The sequence below is a fragment of the Anaerostipes sp. 992a genome (genome assembly GCF_001940245.1).
Lineage (GTDB): Bacteria > Bacillota > Clostridia > Lachnospirales > Lachnospiraceae > Fimousia.
This window is the reverse complement of sequence record NZ_MJIG01000004.1, coordinates 112,287-130,925: the sequence shown is the minus strand read 5'-3', so window position 1 is coordinate 130,925 and position 18,639 is coordinate 112,287. Positions and strand designations below refer to the sequence as shown.

Annotated in this window: 21 protein-coding genes and 1 tRNA gene; 15 read left to right on the top strand and 7 right to left on the bottom strand. The window is 38.6% G+C overall.

The features are described 5' to 3' along the window. Positions 1–5 precede the first annotated feature (5 nt). A complete protein-coding gene (locus tag BHF69_RS04945; RefSeq protein WP_075669967.1) occupies positions 6–923 on the top strand; it encodes a GTP-binding protein in 918 nt (305 codons plus the stop codon). Here BHF69_RS04945 and BHF69_RS04940 read toward each other — a convergent pair. The 3 genes from BHF69_RS04940 to BHF69_RS04930 all read right to left on the bottom strand — a co-directional run bounded on the left by BHF69_RS04940 (position 920) and on the right by BHF69_RS04930 (position 3,973). Next, positions 920–1,774, bottom strand: coding sequence for a S8 family peptidase (locus BHF69_RS04940; RefSeq protein WP_075669966.1), 855 nt, complete (start codon positions 1,772–1,774; stop codon positions 920–922). The two genes, BHF69_RS04945 and BHF69_RS04940, sit on opposite strands and share 4 nt — an antisense overlap. A gap of 70 nt (positions 1,775–1,844) precedes the next feature. Continuing rightward, positions 1,845–2,945 carry a UDP-galactopyranose mutase gene (glf, locus tag BHF69_RS04935; protein ID WP_075669965.1) on the bottom strand — a complete coding sequence of 367 codons (1,101 nt, stop codon included), beginning with the start codon at positions 2,943–2,945 and terminating at the stop codon, positions 1,845–1,847. A gap of 11 nt (positions 2,946–2,956) precedes the next feature. After that, entirely contained in the window at positions 2,957–3,973 is a 1,017-nt protein-coding gene (locus tag BHF69_RS04930; protein WP_075669964.1) for a glycosyltransferase family 2 protein, read from the bottom strand. Between the two features lie 133 nt (positions 3,974–4,106). Between BHF69_RS04930 and dtd the strand changes: the two genes are divergently transcribed. Both dtd and BHF69_RS04920 read left to right on the top strand, forming a co-directional pair. Beyond that, positions 4,107–4,544, top strand: coding sequence for a D-aminoacyl-tRNA deacylase (gene dtd / locus BHF69_RS04925; protein WP_075669963.1), 438 nt, complete (start codon positions 4,107–4,109; stop codon positions 4,542–4,544). Positions 4,545–4,613: 69 nt separating this feature from the next. Continuing rightward, the gene (locus tag BHF69_RS04920) at positions 4,614–5,210 is read left to right on the top strand and encodes a PepSY domain-containing protein (protein ID WP_075669962.1); all 597 of its coding nucleotides are present in this window, start codon (positions 4,614–4,616) and stop codon (positions 5,208–5,210) included. A 210-nt stretch (positions 5,211–5,420) separates the two neighbouring features. On the opposite strand, the gene BHF69_RS04915 is transcribed toward BHF69_RS04920, so the two are convergent. Both BHF69_RS04915 and abc-f read right to left on the bottom strand, forming a co-directional pair. Then, positions 5,421–5,837: a hypothetical protein gene (locus BHF69_RS04915; protein ID WP_143249483.1), complete on the bottom strand. Its 417-nt coding sequence runs from the start codon at positions 5,835–5,837 to the stop codon at positions 5,421–5,423. Positions 5,838–6,032: 195 nt separating this feature from the next. After that, positions 6,033–7,946, bottom strand: coding sequence for a ribosomal protection-like ABC-F family protein (gene abc-f / locus BHF69_RS04910; protein ID WP_075669960.1), 1,914 nt, complete (start codon positions 7,944–7,946; stop codon positions 6,033–6,035). Between the two features lie 150 nt (positions 7,947–8,096). Between abc-f and BHF69_RS04905 the strand changes: the two genes are divergently transcribed. The 11 genes from BHF69_RS04905 (at position 8,097) to rlmH (ending at position 17,178) form a co-directional block, all read left to right on the top strand. Further along, positions 8,097–8,744: a redox-sensing transcriptional repressor Rex gene (locus BHF69_RS04905; RefSeq protein WP_075669959.1), complete on the top strand. Its 648-nt coding sequence runs from the start codon at positions 8,097–8,099 to the stop codon at positions 8,742–8,744. An 18-nt stretch (positions 8,745–8,762) separates the two neighbouring features. Beyond that, positions 8,763–9,164 (top strand): holo-ACP synthase, encoded by a 402-nt coding sequence (acpS, locus tag BHF69_RS04900; protein WP_075669958.1) that lies wholly within the window; start codon positions 8,763–8,765, stop codon positions 9,162–9,164. Continuing rightward, complete coding sequence (locus BHF69_RS04895; RefSeq protein ID WP_075669957.1) at positions 9,124–10,614, top strand: bifunctional ADP-dependent NAD(P)H-hydrate dehydratase/NAD(P)H-hydrate epimerase; 1,491 nt, start codon at positions 9,124–9,126, stop codon at positions 10,612–10,614. Before acpS ends, BHF69_RS04895 begins: the two co-directional genes overlap by 41 nt. A 2-nt stretch (positions 10,615–10,616) precedes the next feature. After that, positions 10,617–11,780: an alanine racemase gene (gene alr, locus BHF69_RS04890; RefSeq protein ID WP_075669956.1), complete on the top strand. Its 1,164-nt coding sequence runs from the start codon at positions 10,617–10,619 to the stop codon at positions 11,778–11,780. Between the two features lie 65 nt (positions 11,781–11,845). Beyond that, entirely contained in the window at positions 11,846–12,193 is a 348-nt protein-coding gene (locus BHF69_RS04885; RefSeq protein ID WP_075671687.1) for a type II toxin-antitoxin system PemK/MazF family toxin, read from the top strand. Positions 12,194–12,264: 71 nt separating this feature from the next. Continuing rightward, positions 12,265–13,200: a hemolysin family protein gene (locus BHF69_RS04880; protein ID WP_075669955.1), complete on the top strand. Its 936-nt coding sequence runs from the start codon at positions 12,265–12,267 to the stop codon at positions 13,198–13,200. A 2-nt stretch (positions 13,201–13,202) separates the two neighbouring features. Further along, positions 13,203–13,931: a YebC/PmpR family DNA-binding transcriptional regulator gene (locus BHF69_RS04875; RefSeq protein WP_075669954.1), complete on the top strand. Its 729-nt coding sequence runs from the start codon at positions 13,203–13,205 to the stop codon at positions 13,929–13,931. Between the two features lie 86 nt (positions 13,932–14,017). Beyond that, positions 14,018–15,277 carry an AI-2E family transporter gene (locus tag BHF69_RS04870; RefSeq protein WP_158022553.1) on the top strand — a complete coding sequence of 420 codons (1,260 nt, stop codon included), beginning with the start codon at positions 14,018–14,020 and terminating at the stop codon, positions 15,275–15,277. Continuing rightward, a complete protein-coding gene (nth, locus tag BHF69_RS04865) occupies positions 15,274–15,912 on the top strand; it encodes an endonuclease III (protein ID WP_075669952.1) in 639 nt (212 codons plus the stop codon). The genes BHF69_RS04870 and nth overlap by 4 nt, the downstream gene beginning before the upstream one ends. A gap of 109 nt (positions 15,913–16,021) precedes the next feature. Continuing rightward, positions 16,022–16,726 (top strand): zinc metallopeptidase, encoded by a 705-nt coding sequence (locus BHF69_RS04860; protein ID WP_075669951.1) that lies wholly within the window; start codon positions 16,022–16,024, stop codon positions 16,724–16,726. A gap of 2 nt (positions 16,727–16,728) precedes the next feature. Then, the gene (gene rlmH / locus BHF69_RS04855) at positions 16,729–17,178 is read left to right on the top strand and encodes a 23S rRNA (pseudouridine(1915)-N(3))-methyltransferase RlmH (protein WP_075669950.1); all 450 of its coding nucleotides are present in this window, start codon (positions 16,729–16,731) and stop codon (positions 17,176–17,178) included. Positions 17,179–17,270: 92 nt separating this feature from the next. On the opposite strand, the gene BHF69_RS04850 is transcribed toward rlmH, so the two are convergent. Next, positions 17,271–17,696 carry an acyl-CoA thioesterase gene (locus BHF69_RS04850; RefSeq protein WP_075669949.1) on the bottom strand — a complete coding sequence of 142 codons (426 nt, stop codon included), beginning with the start codon at positions 17,694–17,696 and terminating at the stop codon, positions 17,271–17,273. Between the two features lie 102 nt (positions 17,697–17,798). Continuing rightward, positions 17,799–17,871: transfer RNA gene (locus tag BHF69_RS04845), tRNA-Arg, on the bottom strand. A gap of 118 nt (positions 17,872–17,989) precedes the next feature. On the opposite strand from BHF69_RS04845, the gene BHF69_RS04840 reads away from it, so the two are divergent. Further along, on the top strand, positions 17,990–18,637 hold the full coding sequence (locus BHF69_RS04840) for a hypothetical protein (RefSeq protein WP_075669948.1): 648 nt from the start codon (positions 17,990–17,992) through the stop codon (positions 18,635–18,637). Positions 18,638–18,639: the final 2 nt, after the last annotated feature.

The following is an 18,639-nucleotide window of genomic DNA, read 5'->3' as shown; positions in this document are numbered from 1 at the left end:
GAGTAATGGAAGTTCCAGTATATGTATTTACAGGGCTGTTAGATAGTGGAAAAACTTCATTTATCAATGACACGCTGCGACAGCCGGATTTTCGTGCAGGAGAGAGGATTATGGTAATCTCTTGCGAAGAAGGAGAAGAGGAATTTGAGACCAATGCCTGTGTGTATGTCGAGGATGAAGAAGATTTTACGCCGCAGTTGATCAATTCCTGTATTAAAAAATATGATCCAACAATGATCATCGTAGAATTTAACGGTATGTGGCAGCAAGAGACCTTATATGATGCTTTTGTTGATACACCTGGGGTAATCTATCAGGCGATCATGACAGTGGATGCCAGCACATATGATATGTACATGCGAAATATGAGAGCGTTATTGATCGAAAAATTCAAAATGGCAGATATGGTAGTATTTAACAGATGTGATGATCACACACCTGCAGCCACCTATCGCCGTGCGATCATGGCAGTTAACAGCCGGTCTCAGGTATACTTTGAAAGAAGTGATGGAAAAGAGTTTGAAGTAGAAGATTTACTTCCGTTTGATGTGACAAAAGACATAATTGAAATTGAAGATGCAGAATATGGAATCTGGTTTGTAGATGCGCAGGAGCACCCACAGAGATATGACGGGAAAGTTGTTCAGATGAAAGTTCAGATTCGCCATTCGAACCGTCTGCCACGCACTGGTGTTTATCCCGGTCGAAAGATCATGACCTGTTGTGAGGATGATATCTCATTCTTTGCTTATCCGTGCAATATTGGGAAGGCAAAGTCAGATACATTAGATCCATTGGATGTGAAAGACGGCGAATGGGTTATGATGCTTGCAAAAGTTCATTATCGCAGCGAACATATCATGCTGAATGGTCTTCGAATGGAACGTGCCAAGCCACCAAAAGAAGCAGTTGTAAATTTTTAATCATTTAGTAATTTTTGTATATTAATTCGTCCCCAGCCCTGTTGATTTGGTGGATAACCAAGGTCATCACAGCTGGAGCGCAATTTCAGTTTTACCATTTTATTTGTAGCAGCGGGATTTTTTTCCAGATAGAGTGCGATTGCTCCAGACACCATGGGCGTTGCCATGGAAGTCCCGCTTCTTTTTATATAGTGAGAGGAACCATAGCAAGAGAGAATGTCCGTGCCGGGAGCAGTGAGATCCGGTTTGATAATACAGGCCTTGGTGGGACCTCGGCCGGAATAATCCTCCTGACACTGATCATCGGATGCACCTACGGTAATGATTTTTTTGCTGATTCCAGGTATCGTAACACTACCTTTCGCAGGACCCAGATTTCCTGCAGCAATGCAGACGATCAATCCAGCATCCCATAGGCGATTGACCCAGTGAAGCAGCGTCCTGGAATGGGTTTGAGTAGAATCTGCTTCCATGCCAATGGAAATATTAACGATGCGAATCTGATAGATATCCTTATATTGTAAGATCCACTGGAAACACCGGATGATATTACGTGCTTTTCCGTTGCCTTGCCGGTTTAATACCTTTAATGAAAGGATATTAGAAGAAGGGGCAACTCCTATCCGGCTGGAAGATCCAATGCCGGTTACGTGAGTCCCATGTCCATGGTCATCATAAGGAAGCGAGCGATGGTTAACAAAATCTTTGAACAGAATCAGTCGGTTGTGTGGTTTTAGAAAGTCGTGGTGCATGGTGATTCCAGAATCCAGATAGGCAATGGTAACGTTCTTTCCGGTTATCTGTTGTTCTTTCGCATAATCGAGGTGTATTAATTGGGACACTTGCTCCATAAAAATAAGCTCCATTTCATACTTAATTTATAGTATGACAGTGGAGCTTGTTCGTTTCAATATGTGAGAGTTATAAAAGTTTCTCTGCCAGCTTTAAGGCTTCTGCAATGACAAGATGCATATCATAATACTGATATTGTCCTAACCGACCGCCAAAAATCACATTTGGTTCTTTTTTGGCCAATTCCTTATACTGTAGATATAGTTGATTATTGCGTGTATTATTCACAGGATAATATGGTTCATCGCCAGGACTCCATGTTGCAGGATATTCATAAGTGATAACGGTCTTATCCTGAGTGCCATATTCAAAATGTTTATGCTCAATAATTCTCGTATATGGAACCTCATAGGCTGTATAATTGACGACTGCATTTCCCTGAAAATTATCACAATCCAACACCTTTGTCTCAAAGTTTAATGTTCGATATTCCAACTGGCCGAGCTGGTAACCAAAATACTGATCAATCATTCCGGTGAAGATAACCTGATCTGCCTGATTCATCCAGTATTCTTTCTGGTCAAAAAAGTCTGTATTCGTATGCACATCTGCATGGGCTAACATCTTTTCGATAATCTGAGTATACCCGCCAATAGGAATTCCCTGATACGCGTCATTAAAATAATTATTGTCATAAGTGAAGCGCACTGGTAGTCGTTTGATGATAAATGCAGGCAGTTCACTGCATTTCTGACCCCATTGCTTCTGAGTATAGCCTTTGACCAGAGTTTCATAAATATCTTTACCGACCAGGTTCAGAGCCTGTTCTTCTAAATTTTGTGGATGTTCCGTGTAATATTCTTTTTTCTGTTCTTCAATCTTTGCTTTAGCCTCTGCAGGAGTAACGACACCCCACAGTTTATTAAAGGTGTTCATGTTAAATGGCATATTATAAATCTTGCCATGGTAATTTGCAACCGGAGAATTGGTATAACGATTAAAATCGGCAAATTGGTGAATATAATCCCAAATCTTCTTGTCAGAAGTATGGAAGATATGGGCACCATATGTATGAACCTGAATACCTTCTTTCTCCTCGGTATAAATGTTGCCTCCAATATGGTCTCGCTTTTCAATGACACAGCAGCTTTTACCTGCTTTATAAGCTTCATGTGCAAAGACAGAACCGAATAGCCCGGAACCGACGATTAAATAATCATATTGACTCATAGTGTTTCCTCCTAATTGAATCCAACAATCTTCTGGCTGATCTTATATAGAGTAACCGTAGCCTTACGGCCACCTCGGCCAGGAAGGTTCATCAGCTGTCCCATAGCACCAAGACGGATTTTATAATATACCTTTTTGTCCTTACGGTACAAATAGCGCCATAAGGATTGCTTTTTGCGCAGATTTTCTTTTGTGTTAGATTTTAACGCAATAACAGTAGAGACCGTCATGATGATCTTTAAGTAATGAATCATATAACGTCGTAAATACTTATTATTAACATTTGCCGTGAAAAAGTAATCGATCATCCAACGGTTGACGAATAACTGCTGATCAATGCGGGCAATCATATTTTTCTCATTGACAGACTGATCATCTCTTCCAATAAAGTAACGATAAAAATCAGTATCGATATAATACATGGTCTTTACATATGGAAGTGGCTGGTAAACGTAAATATTATCTACATAAAAGGTATGCTCTGGAAGCTGTAAACCGCTTTCTTTTAGAAGACCTGTACGATAAATAACGGAATGCATTAAAATATATTGGTTGATCTTTAAACGTTTTAATTTATCCCAGCCAAAAATCTTTCCTGTCGGAATAGCCCGTCGGTACTGAATTACAGTTTTGTGTTTCTGTCCTTGTTTTTCATATACATAGTTTGCCAGGACCATATCGATTATCGTGTCCTGACGATATAACTCCCTCAATCTATCAAGAATTAAGTCTAAGGATTTTTGATCTACCCAGTCGTCGCTGTCAACGACCTTGGTATAGATACCAGAGGCATGTGCGACTCCCGTGTTTACTGCTCCACCATGTCCTTTGTTCTCCTGATGAAGAGCACGACAGATCGTTGGATACTTCTGTTGGTAGAAATCTGCAATTTCAGCAGTACGGTCCTTAGAACCATCATTGACGATCAAGATTTCAACTTCGTCTCCCCCATGTAGCAGGGTTTCAATACAGTGTTCCATATAATCCTGAGAATTATAGCATGGGACAATAAATGAAATTAACTTCATAATAACCTCCAATCTTTCTTGATTATTATATAAAATTAATCCATAATATGCTAGTGAAAATCTATAAATTTAAAAAAATAGACAAATTTTTTTACAGAATGATATAATAATAAATAATTGGAGGAAAGAGAAAATGAAATTTTTGATTCAAAGAGTAAATCATGCAGAAGTAAATGTAGATGGACACTGTGTCGGTGCTATTGGAAAAGGTCTTTTGGTGTTGATCGGTGTTTCGGATTCTGATACAAAGGAGATTGCGGACAAATATATCAAAAAGCTAATTGGTTTGCGTATTTTTGAAGATGAAAATGGAAAAACCAATTTATCTTTACGTGACGTGGATGGTGAACTATTATTGGTATCTCAATTTACTTTATATGCAAATTGCAAAAAAGGAAATCGTCCATCTTTTATAGAAGCTGGAGGACCGGCTATGGCAGAGGAATTATATGAGTATATTATTTCAGAGTGTAAAAAGCGGGTGTCTGTCGTTGAAAAAGGAATCTTTGGTGCGGATATGAAGGTATCTCTGGAAAATGACGGACCTTTTACAATTATTTTGGAAATTTAAGAATTCTAATATTACTTTAATATTTTTTTGTTATTCTGTGTATAGTAATTAAGAAGGAGGAAATATAACATGAAAAAGAAAATGATCGTTTTTATAGGAATGACCGCACTGGCAGCAGGAATGATGGGGTGTGGCAATCAGAATGAGAGTAGAGAAGAACCAAGAACAGAAAGCGTTGCTACGACAGCAGAAGCAAAAGTAGAGACGAAGAATGTGCAGTCAGCCATCTCTGAAGAAGAAGCAAAGCAGATTGCTCTTAAAGATGCAGGGGTGAAGGAATCCGATGTCAGTGGTATGCGCATTAAGCTGGAGACAGATGATGGAACAAAAGAGTATGAAGTAGACTTCTATGTAGGTGATAAAGAATATGATTATGATATTGATGCATCCGATGGAACCATTAGAAGTAAGGATACGGAGATTGAAGATGATTTTGGAACGGATCGTACAGATGTAAAGGTAAGTAAAGACACTGCGATCAAGAAAGTCTTAGCAAAAGTGAAGGGTGCACAGGAATCCGATGTTCGAATCCATTTGGATGAAGATGATGGAAGACAGATTTACGAAGGCTCTGTCATTTATGAGGAAATGGAATATGATTTTGAAATCGATGCTTCCACAGGAAAGATTCTTGAATGGGAAGCAGAATCAGTTTATGATGACTGAAATCAGTAAGAAAGGAGCTGTTGCTAAACGAAGCGAATTTCACTTCTTTAGCACAGCTCCTGTGTTTTTTATAATACTTATAGTCCATTAAATGCGGGTTTTGTGGACTAAATGAAGAAGAAAATTTCTCCTCCTGCGCCTAGGATGCCAGAACGTAAGAACAACCAAAGCTGTCTGGATTTACCCCGAGCCAAACCCTAATCCGCTCCGCTAGTCGGGCTTGGCATGGCACAAGACGAACTGCATTCCTTTTTTCCATAACAGTTGGAAAGGTAAGTAAACTTCCCTACCAACTGTCCTATGGAAAACAGTCATCTTCGATGCCTGAAGCAGTTCTGGTGATAGAATCCAGCCAACAGGTTGTTCTAACATTCCGCATATGTCGCTTTCGGAGAAGTTTTCTTCTTTGCCACACTCCGTTTCTCCACACGAATATGAGAGAAGCCAATATACTACAAAGAACGAAACCATTCCGGTAAAGCAATCTGCGAAGGAGCTTACATGTTTTCTCAGGCAGAAAATCTTTACCAAAAGCAATGCTTTTGGTCGTCCATAAGGACAAATGGCTGGAAGCTTGCTTACATAGCCATTTGTCCCTGGACGAGAAATAAGATTTTCGTCTGTCATGGTATAGAACAAGAGAAAACATGTATCAGATTTGGAAGCTCCGTAGTCTGATTGCTAATCGGAATGATTTCGTTCTCACTCACTATCCCATAGTCAAAGAAACCCGCATTTTTCCGATAAAAATATATTATATGACAGTTCCTTTTGATTGCATAAGAAATCTTTTGGAAGGTGGAAAGTTTTTTGGTATTTTTTTCACTCGGACAAAGCTTCCCATTGGTCATATAAATCTAACAGGGTTTCGTCTATATGAGCTTTTTGTGCGGTCAGTTCCATAAGCTTATCGGAATTGGAAGCATTTTCTGGAAGCGCAATTTCTTCATCAAGAGCAGAAGATTGATCCTCTAAATCTGCAATCTTTTCTTCTAATTTCTTAATGGCATTGGCCTGTTTACGAAGTTTGGCCTGTTCTTCTTTTTGCTGTTTCCAATCCAGTTTGACCTCGCTGTCTTTTTCCGATTCTATTGGAGTTGTGGAAGCAGAAAGTATTTCTCTTGCCTGAGACTCTTCCTTTTTCTGCAGATAATAATCATAGTTCCCTTTATATTCATCCAAATGTTCCTGATTAAGTTCTAGAATGCGTGTGGCTGTCTTATTGATAAAATAGCGGTCATGGGAAACATAAAATACGGTTCCTGTATATTGGCTTAGTGCATCCTCTAAAACTTCTTTTGAGAAAATATCCAGATGGTTGGTAGGCTCATCCAAAATCAGAAAATTAGCAGAAGAAAGCATGAGCTTTGCCAGGGAAACCCTTCCTCTCTCTCCACCACTTAAGCTTTTGATCAATTTAAAGACGTCCTCACCACGAAATAGAAATGCAGCCAGTACATTTCGGATTCTTGTATTGGTAAGTGATGGGTAGGAGTCGCTGATTTCTTGGAAAATCGTTTTCTCATCATGAAGTACCTGTTGTTCCTGATCATAATAGCCGATCTTTACTCTAGAACCAAGGCGGATGATACCGGTATCTTTTGAAACATATTTATTAATAATTTTTAATATGGTTGTCTTTCCAGTTCCATTTTCACCGATCAAGGCAACCTTTTCTCCACGTTTGATCTCAAAATTAAGGTCTTTGAATAACGTATGATTTCCATAAGATTTGCTGAGTTCTTCTACGGTCAGTACATCAGAACCACTGATGGTAGAGGGCTCCAGCTTTAATTTCATATTAGTATCGATTTCCACAGGTCGTTCGATCCGTTCGATCCGGTCCAGCATCTTTTCGCGACTTTCTGCACGTTTGATGGATTTTTCTCGGTTAAACTGTTTTAGTTTGGTAATGACTTCTTCCTGATGCTTGATTTCCTGTTGTTGCTTTTCATATTCTTTCCATTCGATGGCACGGATCTGGTCACGCTTGGCCACAAAATCACTGTAATTGCCTCTATAAGTTCTGGCGTGAGTATTGGAAATTTCTATGATTTTTGTTACAACTTTGTCAAGGAAATAACGGTCGTGTGAAACGATCAAAACGGCTCCATGATAGTTCATGAGAAAGGTTTCCAGCCAAGAAATGGAATTCATATCCAGATGATTGGTAGGCTCGTCCAACAGGATAATATCTGGTTTGGATAGAAGAAGCTTTCCGAGAGCAACACGGGTTTTCTGTCCACCAGACAGGGTAGAAATTCGTTTTGAAAATTCTTCTTCTTTAAAACCTAGTCCCTTTAGAACACCGGTAATTTCACTTTTATATGCATATCCGTTCAATTGTTCAAAACGGTGGGTGGCTTTTGTATATAAATTTAGTACCTGTTCCAGCTCTGTACCACTCAAACCGCTCATATTCTGTTCTAATTGACGGATTTTTCTATCTAAATCAATAATTTCCTGTTTCACAGAAAGCATTTCATCATAAATAGTATTATGAAAGGCCTGTTCCTGATGCTGTGCCAGATATCCAATGGTTTTTCCCTTGGATAGAGTGACCAGACCATTATCGGCTTCCATTTCATTCATGATGATTTTTAGAAGGGTGGATTTACCGGCACCATTGATTCCTACAATAGCAGCTTTTTCCTGATCTTCAATATGAAAGGAAATATCCCTTAAGACGGTTTTATCCACGAAGGTTTTTGTTATGTTTTGACATGATAAAATCATTGTATTCATCCTCATCTATATTAGTGTAATCGAAGAATATTCTATCATAGGAAAGAAATTTAGTAAAGATTTTAGAAAGGTTTGACAGATTATAGACAATCCATTATAATAAATTTAAATGAGTAAGATGGATAGCAAGGAGGAATTTAAGTGGCAGATTCAAATAAATCAACAAAAGAAATTTCGCCTGCAGTAATTAAGCGATTACCAAGATATTATCGCTACCTTGGAGAATTAAAGGAGAATGAAGTTTCAAGGATTTCTTCCAAGGAATTAAGTCAGAGAATGCAGGTGACTGCCTCACAGATTCGTCAGGATTTGAACAATTTCGGTGGCTTTGGTCAACAAGGCTATGGATACAACGTTGAACATCTACATGCAGAGATCGGCAAGATTTTAGGCTTGGATAAGATCAATAATCTGATTATTATCGGTGCAGGTAATTTGGGACAGGCTTTGGCAAATTATCAGCATTTTGAGCCAAACGGTTTTCGTATTTTAGGTCTGTTTGACGTGAATCCACGATTGGTAGGAATTACTGTGCGTGGTGTAGAGGTATATGATATTGATACCTTAGAGGACTTTATTAAGAACCATGATATTAAGATTGCGGCACTTACACTGCCGAAGCAGATGGCTCCGGAGATGGCCAGAGAGATGGTTGACTGGGGGATTAAAGCATTCTGGAATTTTGCACCAGTTGATTTAAATCTTCCAGAAGATATTATGGTTGAGAATGTACACTTGGCAGAAAGTTTAATGACACTTTCTTATAGAATTCATAGTACAGAAGTTTAATTTTTGGAGGCGGTAACCATGATCGTTGGCGTGGGAACTGATATCGTAGAAATTAATAGAATGGAGAGAATATGTTCCAGACAGCATAGTCTGGAACGTATTTTTCATGTACAGGAGAGGATGCTCGCTGCTAATGATTATTCAAAGGCTGCGGGCAATTTTGCTGTTAAGGAGGCAGTGGTCAAAGTGTTTGGCACCGGATTTCGCCAGTGCGAGCCAAATGAGATTGAGGTTGGCAGAGATAGTTTCGGAAAACCATATGTGGTTTTACATGGAAATGCAAAGAAACAGGCGGAACAATTGGGAATTGACCGAATTTATGTATCTATTTCAAATACGAAATCAGTTGCGATTGGATTTGCAGTAGGAGAGAGAAAAGATGAGATATATAACGACCAGTGCAGAAATGCAGAAGATTGATCAGATGACCATACAGGGAATCGGAATTCCAGGTATGGTTTTGATGGAAAAAGCGGCATTGAAGATGCACGATATGATTGTAGAAAGATTTAGTACAAAGGAAAAAATATGCATTGTAGCTGGAACAGGCAATAATGGAGGGGATGGTCTTGCGCTTGGAAGGATGCTGGTGGAAAGTGGTTATCAGGTAACTATACAGGTGATTGGAAATACGCTAAAGGCATCGGAGCAATTTATGGATCAGATGCAGATTTTGTTGGCCCTCGGAATTCCGGTGTGTCAGGAGGCAGATTATGAAGAATATGATGTTTTGGTAGATGCTATTTTTGGTGTAGGGTTGAGCAGAGAGATTACGGGAAAATATGCACAGGTGCTGGATGAGATGAACCAGTCCCATGCCTGTAAGATAGCTGTTGATGCTCCATCTGGCATATGCTGTACTACGGGAAAAGTTCTCGGAACAGCGCTGAAATGTGACATTACAATTACATTTGGTCTTATGAAGCGGGGATTGCTGTTATATCCTGGTAGTGATTATGCCGGAGAGGTTCTTGTGGTGGATATAGGATTTCCTCAGTTAGTGGTCTCTCAGTACGAACCGGAAGTCTTCACATATACGAAAGAGGATCTGTGCCGGTTGCCGAAACGACGAAATGATTCTCATAAAGGCACCTATGGGAAGGTACTGATTGTTGCTGGAACCATGAATATGGCAGGTGCATGTTATTTTAGTGCAAAGGCCGCATATTTATGTGGAAGTGGACTGGTTCAAATATTGACAACACAAGAGAATCGAGTGATTCTGCAGACCCTGCTTCCGGAGGCAGTGATGACAGTTTATCAAAATGAAAAAGAAGCAAAGGAACTATTGAGAAAGCACATGCAGCAATGCCAGACAGCAGTCATTGGACCAGGCATGGGACAAAATTCTATTACGGAAGAGCTGTTAAAAATCATGCTTATGGAATATAAAGGAAAACTGGTCATTGATGCAGATGGATGTAATCTGTTACGAAAACTGGAAATGTTTTTGCCAGAAGCAAAAGCAGACATTATTCTTACACCTCATTTAAAAGAAGCATCCAGAATCCTAGATAAAAGTATGGATGATATTTTAAAAGATCCGATTCGTACAATTCGGGAATATGCGAAAAAAAATCATGTAACCTTCGTCTTAAAGAATGCTCGAACTATAATTTCTTCTGGTGAAAGGTTGACATTCATAAACTCAAGTGGTAATAATGGTATGTCAACAGGTGGTTCTGGAGATGTATTATCTGGAATCATAGCAGGATTTTGTTCTGGCGGGTTAGGCGGAAGTGAAGCAGCAAGGCTGGGGGTGTATTGTCATGGTCTGGCTGGTGATTATGCCAGAGCACAGAAAGGAGCCTACAGTCTTATGGCTTCTGATTTATTAGAATATATTCCAGACGTGTTAGGAGGCAAATAGTTGTGGAAAAATATTTAAGGGTATATGCAGAGATTAATCTGGATGCAATCAATCATAACATAAAAGAAGTGAAAAAAGCCGTAGGGGAACAGGTCAAGGTCATGGCTGTTATTAAGGCAGACGGGTATGGTCATGGAGCAGTTATGGTAGCTAATTCCTTAAATCAGATTGGCATTGATGGATTTGCAGTGGCCATCATTGAAGAAGGAATTGAATTGCGCAAGAGGGGAATTCAAAAACCGATTTTAATTTTAGGCTATACTTCTCCGTATCAATATGGAGAACTTGTACAGTATGGTTTGACGCAGACCGTATTTCGATATGAAATGGCAGAAAAGATTTCTGAGTTTGCAGTCCTTCTTGGAAAAACAGCAAAGATTCATATTAAGCTGGACACGGGAATGAACAGAATTGGCTTTAAAGATAATGAAGAATCTATAAAAATCATTCAAAAAATCAAAGAATTACCAAATATAGAGATTGAAGGTATCTTTACACATTTTGCCTGTGCGGATGAAACAGACAAAACATCCGCATATCATCAATACGAGAGATATGAACGTTTTGTAAAGAAATTAGAGGAAAATGGAATTCATATTCCAATCAAACATGTATCCAATAGTGCTGCAATTATGGACCTTAAAGATGTTCGACTGGATATGGTAAGATCTGGTATTATGACATATGGCTTATATCCATCTGAGGAGGTGGATCATGATCAGATTCAACTTCAGCCAGCATTAAGTCTGAAAAGTCATATTGTATATATTAAGGAAGTCGGTCCAGGTGAAGGCGTAAGCTATGGATCTACATATGTAACAAAGAAAAAAACGAAAATTGCAACCATTCCGGTAGGATATGCAGACGGTTATCCAAGAGCACTCTCTTCTAAAGGACGTGTTTTGATTCGGGGTCAATATGCGCCGATCATTGGACGCATCTGTATGGATCAGTTTATGGTAGATGTTACGGATGTGGAAGGAGTACAGGAGTTAGATAATGTAACCTTAGTAGGAAGAGACGGTGACAATGCCATTACCGTAGAAGAAGTTGCTAATGTGAACAGCTTCAATTATGAATTTGTCTGTGGTTTGAGCCGTAGAGTTCCTAGAGTATATTATCAAAATGGAAAAATAATTCGTACAATTGATTATTTAAATGAATAATATCTGCATACTTTTTATCAAAGGGGTAATACTTCTAGTAAGAAACTTTGATGGAGAGTGAAATCGTGATTATTAGACGAGGAGATATTTTTTATGCAGATCTAAGACCGGTTGTAGGCTCTGAACAGGGCGGTGTCAGACCGGTCTTAATTATACAAAACGATGCGGGCAATAAACATAGTCCCACCGTTATCTGTGCGGCGATTACGAGTAAAATGAATAAGGCAAAGCTTCCGACCCATGTGGAACTGGACAGCCGAAAGTGTGAAATTGTCAGAGATTCGGTAGTATTGCTGGAACAGATTCGCACAATTGATAAACGAAGGCTGAAAGAAAGAGTCTGCCATCTAGATTCTTGGATCATGGAGAAGGTTGATCTGGCTTTAAAGGTCAGCCTGAATCTTGATACATAGGCAGAATCATTGACGAATGCAGGAAATAATGATATAGTGGATATTGCAATATTTTATAAAGGAGAATGTGAATGGACGATATAGGTACACTGAGCAGCCTCATCACAATCCTGATTGCAGTGATTTGTGTGGTAGAGTTGGTGTATATTTTACATCTGAAGAAATCCGTGCAGTCCAGTTCATTGAGTACGCGTTCTAAGAAAAATGATGAGGATGACGAAGAGAACAATGAGTACGAAGAAGAAATCAAGAATATGATGAATCAGGGACTGGAGCAAGGAATTATCGAGGCAGATGAACGGGAAATGATCAACAATGTATTTGAATTTGGGGATAAAGAATGCAAGGATGTTATGCGGTTTCGGAAGAAAATTGTAGGAATCGATAACCATATGTCCATTGAGGAATGCCTGAATTTCATGTTGGAGCAGCCATATTCCAGATATCCGCTTTATGAGACGGATATTGATAATATCCTTGGCGTGTTGTATTTAAAGGATGTCATCGAAGCCTATTTGAATCAGGAAGAGAAACCGTTGTCCGAAATAGCCAGAGAAGCATTTTTTGTACATGAGACTATGGAAATTTCTGATCTCTTTAAGGAGATGCAGCTGAAGAAGATTCATATGGCCATTGTGGTAGATGAGTATGGACAGACAGAAGGAATCGTTGCTATGGAAGATATGCTGGAAGTTATTGTTGGTAATATTTTTGATGAATATGATATCGATGAGCATGAGATTACTAAGCTTGGTGAAGAAGGCGGATATCTGATTCAGGGTGTTACAAGACTGGATGTACTGGAAGAGCTTCTGGATATTGAATTTCCAGATGAAGATATTGAGACCATTAATGGATTTCTGATTGATCAGCTGGGCCATCTCCCAGAGGATAATGAAGAGGTTGAAATTATATATGAAGGATATTCCTTTAAATCTATGGATATCCATGAAAAAATGGTGCGACAGATAAAAGTAAGTAAAATTGAGAAAGATAAAGGAGAATAGAAATGTCAGGACATAGTAAGTTTGCCAATATCAAACACAAAAAAGAAAAAAATGATGCGAAAAAAGGAAAGATTTTTACCGTTATCGGTAGAGAAATCGCAGTTGCTGTAAAAGAAGGCGGACCAGATCCAGCAAATAACAGTAAACTTCGTGATGTTATCGCAAAAGCAAAAGCCAATAATATGCCAAATGATACGATTGATCGCGGAATTAAAAAAGCAGCAGGAGATGCTAACTCTGTCAATTATGAGACGATTACATATGAAGGTTATGGACCAAACGGAGTTGCGATCATCGTAGATACCTTAACAGATAATAAAAACCGTACTGCATCTAACGTAAGAAATGCATTTACAAAAGGATATGGAAATGTAGGAACACCAGGATGCGTGTCTTATATGTTCGATAAAAAAGGTCAGATCATCATTGACAAAGAAGAATGCGAAATGGATGCAGATGACCTGATGATGATCGCACTAGATGCAGGAGCAGAAGATTTTTCAGAAGAAGAAGATAGTTACGAAATTTTTACAGATCCTGATGACTTTAGTGCAGTACGCGAAGCATTAGAAGCAGAGGGAATCAAGATGGCAGATGCCAACGTAAGCATGATTCCTCAAACATATGTGGAATTAACAGATGAACAGGATATTAAGAATATCCAGAAGACATTAGACTTATTAGATGAAGATGATGACGTTCAGGAAGTGTACCACAACTGGGATGAATAATTCGTGAATTTTTTTAGTGTAACAAGACGGCAGAGCAGATACTTTGCCGCCTTTTTCATATTAAGAAGAAAGGGGATATGAGGAGTATGAAAAAAGAAAACCATCGATTTTTACAATTGGGAATCACCATATTCGCAAGCCTTTCAGCGGTCATCCTTGTGTATCTTGGTTTTTCTAATATTAAAAAAGTAAGTGCATATATTGCAATAATAAAATCAGCCCTTCAGCCAATTGTCATAGGGTTGATTCTGGCTTATTTACTGTCGCCTATTGAAACCAAGATGGAACAGTATCTAATCAGAAGGAGGATTAAGAATAAGCCTGCAAAGACTATTGCGGTTTTTGTTACAACCTTTCTTACTCTGGCAACCATAGGAATTGGAATACGTATGTTATTACCTCAAGTAATAAAGACTATCATGGATTTAAGCATAACATTGCCAGGTATGATGATGTCCTTTACACAACAGCTAAAGGAATGGGTACACAGTGATAGCCAGATTATGGAATTTGTCAATGAATGTGTAATAAGGGCCAACGATTGGCTGAATGAATGGTTAAAGACTGGCATCTATGAGGCTATGACATCCATTCTGTCTGGAATTATTGATATGTTCGGATTCCTTTTTAATATTATCATAGGCTTTATTGTTATGATCTATGTGTTGTTTGAAAAAGATAAGTTTCGGGGACAGGCAAAGAAGATATTATATGCAGTTTCTAAAAATCGTTCGGTAAATGCTTTTATTCTGGATACGATAAGACAGTGCGACCGGATGTTTGGAGGATTTATTACAGGAAAGATCATTGATTCCCTGATCATAGGAATCATCTGTTTTATTTGCATGCATCTTTTGAAGCTGCCATATGTAACTCTGATTAGTCTGATCGTGGGAATTACCAATGTGATCCCTTTTTTTGGTCCATATATTGGGGCGATTCCAAGTGCTTTTTTAATTCTTCTGGTGAACCCAATGCAGTGCATCATATTTATCATTTTTATTATTATTCTTCAGCAGGTAGATGGTAATATAATCGGACCAAGAATTTTAGGAGAATCGACAGGATTGTCTCCATTTTGGGTATTATTTGCAATTTTGGTTGCTGGGGAAGTATTTGGTGTCATCGGAATGATCATCGGAGTACCGTTATTTGCCACAGTTTATTATGTTATCAAGCGTCTGGTAGAGTCACAGCTATCACAGCAGGATCTTCCAATAGACACAGAAGCGTATATTTCATTAGACAAACTGGATGAAGACAATCAGGCAACTTTCTTACGAGAAGAAAAAAAGAAGGTCAGAAGGAAAAAGAAAGAAAGCAGGAAGGAAAAAGAAACGGAATGAGACAGGAATATGTGCAAAAGGTATTGGATTGGCTGGTAGATACCTATGGCATGCATAATGATGGATTTTATCATAATCATCCATGGCAGCACCTGGTGGCAATTATGCTAAGCGCTCAAAGTACGGATAAACAAGTAGACGAGGTCTTGCCAGCCTTGTATGCCAGATTTGATACAGTAGAAGATGTGGCGGAAGCGAATGCGGAAGAAATCGAGTCCTATATCCGGTCTATCGGCATTTATAAAAATAAAGCTAAAAATATGAAAAAATGTTGTACGCAGTTATCCAGAGAATATGGGGGTGTGGTGCCTTCTACGAGGGAAGAACTGATGAAGTTGAGTGGAATTGGAAGAAAAACGGCAAATTTATATATGGCAAATGAGCTGGGAATTCCGGAGATTACTGTAGATACACATGTTCATCGAGTATCCAATCGCCTTGGATGGGTGAACAGCAAGAATGTGTTACAGACAGAAAAGCAGCTTCAGGTTGTTTTGCCAAAGAAATATTGGATTCCTATCAATATTCTTCTCATACGCCATGGAAGGGCATTGTGTAAAGCAAGAAAGCCAGAATGTGACAGGTGTTTTTTAAATAAATATTGTGAATATTATAAAAATAGAGATAATTCTTAAAAGAGTATAAAATCATTTGACTTTTTATGGGAAATGGCTATAATTTAGCCTAAGCTTTCTATTGTGGATGGTTGTAAATAAAAGATATGAATAGAAATGGGGTAATGATATGTATTATGGTTTTGGTATGTTTTATGATCCAACTTATATATTAGTACTAATTGGAGCGATATTATCCTTGTTAGCTTCTGCTAATGTCAATAGTACGTTTCAAAAGTATTCAAAGGTTCGAAGTAGAAGCGGGATGACGGGAAAGGAAGCGGCAGAACGTATTCTGCAGGCATCTGGTATTTATGATGTCAGAGTAGAACACATTGCGGGAAATCTTACGGATCATTATGATCCATCTTCAAAAGTACTGCGATTGTCAGATGCCACCTATGCTTCTTCGTCTGTAGCTGCTGTCGGTGTGGCTGCTCATGAATGTGGTCATGCAGTCCAGCATCAGAAAAAATATGCACCATTGGTACTTCGTTCTACTTTAGTACCGGTGGCAAATTTTGGGGCAAAGATATGTTGGCCAATGATTATTCTTGGATTGCTGATCGGACGTTTTCAGCCATTGCTGACCTTAGGTATTTTACTATTCGGGCTAGCTGTTTTATTTCAGCTTGTTACACTTCCTGTGGAATTTAATGCATCCAGTCGCGCATTGAAGATATTGGAACAGAACGGAATTTTAGGATATGATGAATTAGGGCAGACGCGAAAGGTACTTTCTGCTGCTGCGATGACATATTTGGCTGCGGCAGCTTCATCCATTTTACAGCTACTGCGATTGGTCATTTTATTTGGAGGACGAGATCGAGACTAATTATGAAAATCCGAATTGTTAGTGTGGGAAAAATTAAGGAACCCTATCTTAAAAAGGGCATCGAATATTATCAAAAAAAATTGAGTAGGAAAGCAGAAATTGAACTCGTGGAGGTAGAGGATGAGAAGACTCCGGATCGTGCCAGTGAAAAAGAAGAACAGCAGATCAGAAGAATAGAAGGAGAACGGATTCTTCGCCATATTCCAGAGGATGATCAGGTTTTTGCACTTTGTATTGAAGGAAAGCAACTGACAACAGAAAAGCTTAGGAAGACGATAAAATTGGATATGGATGCGGGAAGAACTTCATTTACCTTTATTATTGGAGGGTCTCTTGGGCTAGCACCGGAAGTAGTACAAAGAGCGAAGTACAAGATCAGTTTTTCTTCAATGACATTTCCTCATCAAATGATGCGAATGATTCTACTGGAGCAGTTGGATCGTGTAATATAGCATATTTTAGGTGGCTTTAAATTCAAAAAAGAGAATTTCACTGTCAAGTGAAATTCTCTTTTTTCGGTCACATAAGTATGGAAAATAACTGCCTATTGTATAGATGGTTCTACAGCTGCCTGAAGCATGGCAAAAATCTGCGGCTGTTCTTTTTTCATACGAATCGGAGTGAGATCGTGAGCAACCATTCCATGAACAGTTTTTCCTGTACTGATCAGCTCCTGGGTATCTTCCTTTAGAACCCGATATTCAAATTCCAGCTTTGTATTGGTTACTTTAGTCAATCGTGATTCAATGATCAATTCGTCTTCGTAAAATGCTGCTTTTTTATAATGACATTCCAGTGAAAGAAGTGGAACGATAACGCCATGCTTTTCCATATCGGAATAGGTCATACCAGATGCTTTAATTAAATCGGTGCGGCCGGCTTCAAACCAGACCGCATAGTTACTGTGATGTGCGATGCCCATCTGGTCTGTTTCTGCATAACGTACGGTGATTTTTGTGTTTGTTATCATAAAGGGCCTCCTTTTGAAATATGTTACACTTATTTGTCATATTGAATTCGTTTTTAGCATATAATATATAATGTGCTTTTTCATAAAGAATTGCACAAAAAATGCACCTGGCGGGAGTTGAACCCGCGACCAACAGCTTCGGAGGCTGGCACTCTATCCACTGAGTTACAGATGCATAACGCTATTCTAATACAAAATGAAGAAAAATGCAAATATTTTTTTATTTATCTGAAACTTTGTTCTGTTGTAAAAGTATGGTATAATTTTATCATCAAGGTCAGGAGGGAAAAAACGTGAAAAACAGTCAATATACATTTTTTATTTTAGTCATCAGTTGGTTCTTCTTTATCATTGGATGCAGTGTTACTGCTGCATATATGAAGGTATCGACACAATTTGATACCCAGACCAAAAAGACAGAGGCCGCCCAGGCATCCAAGCTGTCGGAATCGGAACTTTATGATTCAAAATATGAGGTCGGGAAGACGGAAGCAAAGCTTAGCGATTTCATGAAAAAGTATTATGAATATTTGGAAGAAGGAAATCGGGAAGAATTGCTCAAGATGGTAGAGGATACAGAATGTTTTTTCTCTCCTCAAAAGTTAAGGAATATGACCTTATATATTGAAAAATATAACAATATTACCTGTTACATAAAAAATGGAGAAGATACACATTCTTATATTGTATTTGTATCTTATGATGCGAAATTTCATGATATTGCCCAGACGGTTCCGGGAGTTTCACAATACTATGTGATTGATGAAGACGGAGAATTTAAAATTTATAATAACAAGGATCATTTAAGCACAGAAGCACAAAAAGCCATGGAAGTATCATTAAGATTGAAAGATATCAAAGCATTGATTGAAGATACAAGACAACGATATGAAGCTGTGATTGCTACGAACAAAGAATTAGAGGAATTTTTTGAGGAATAAAC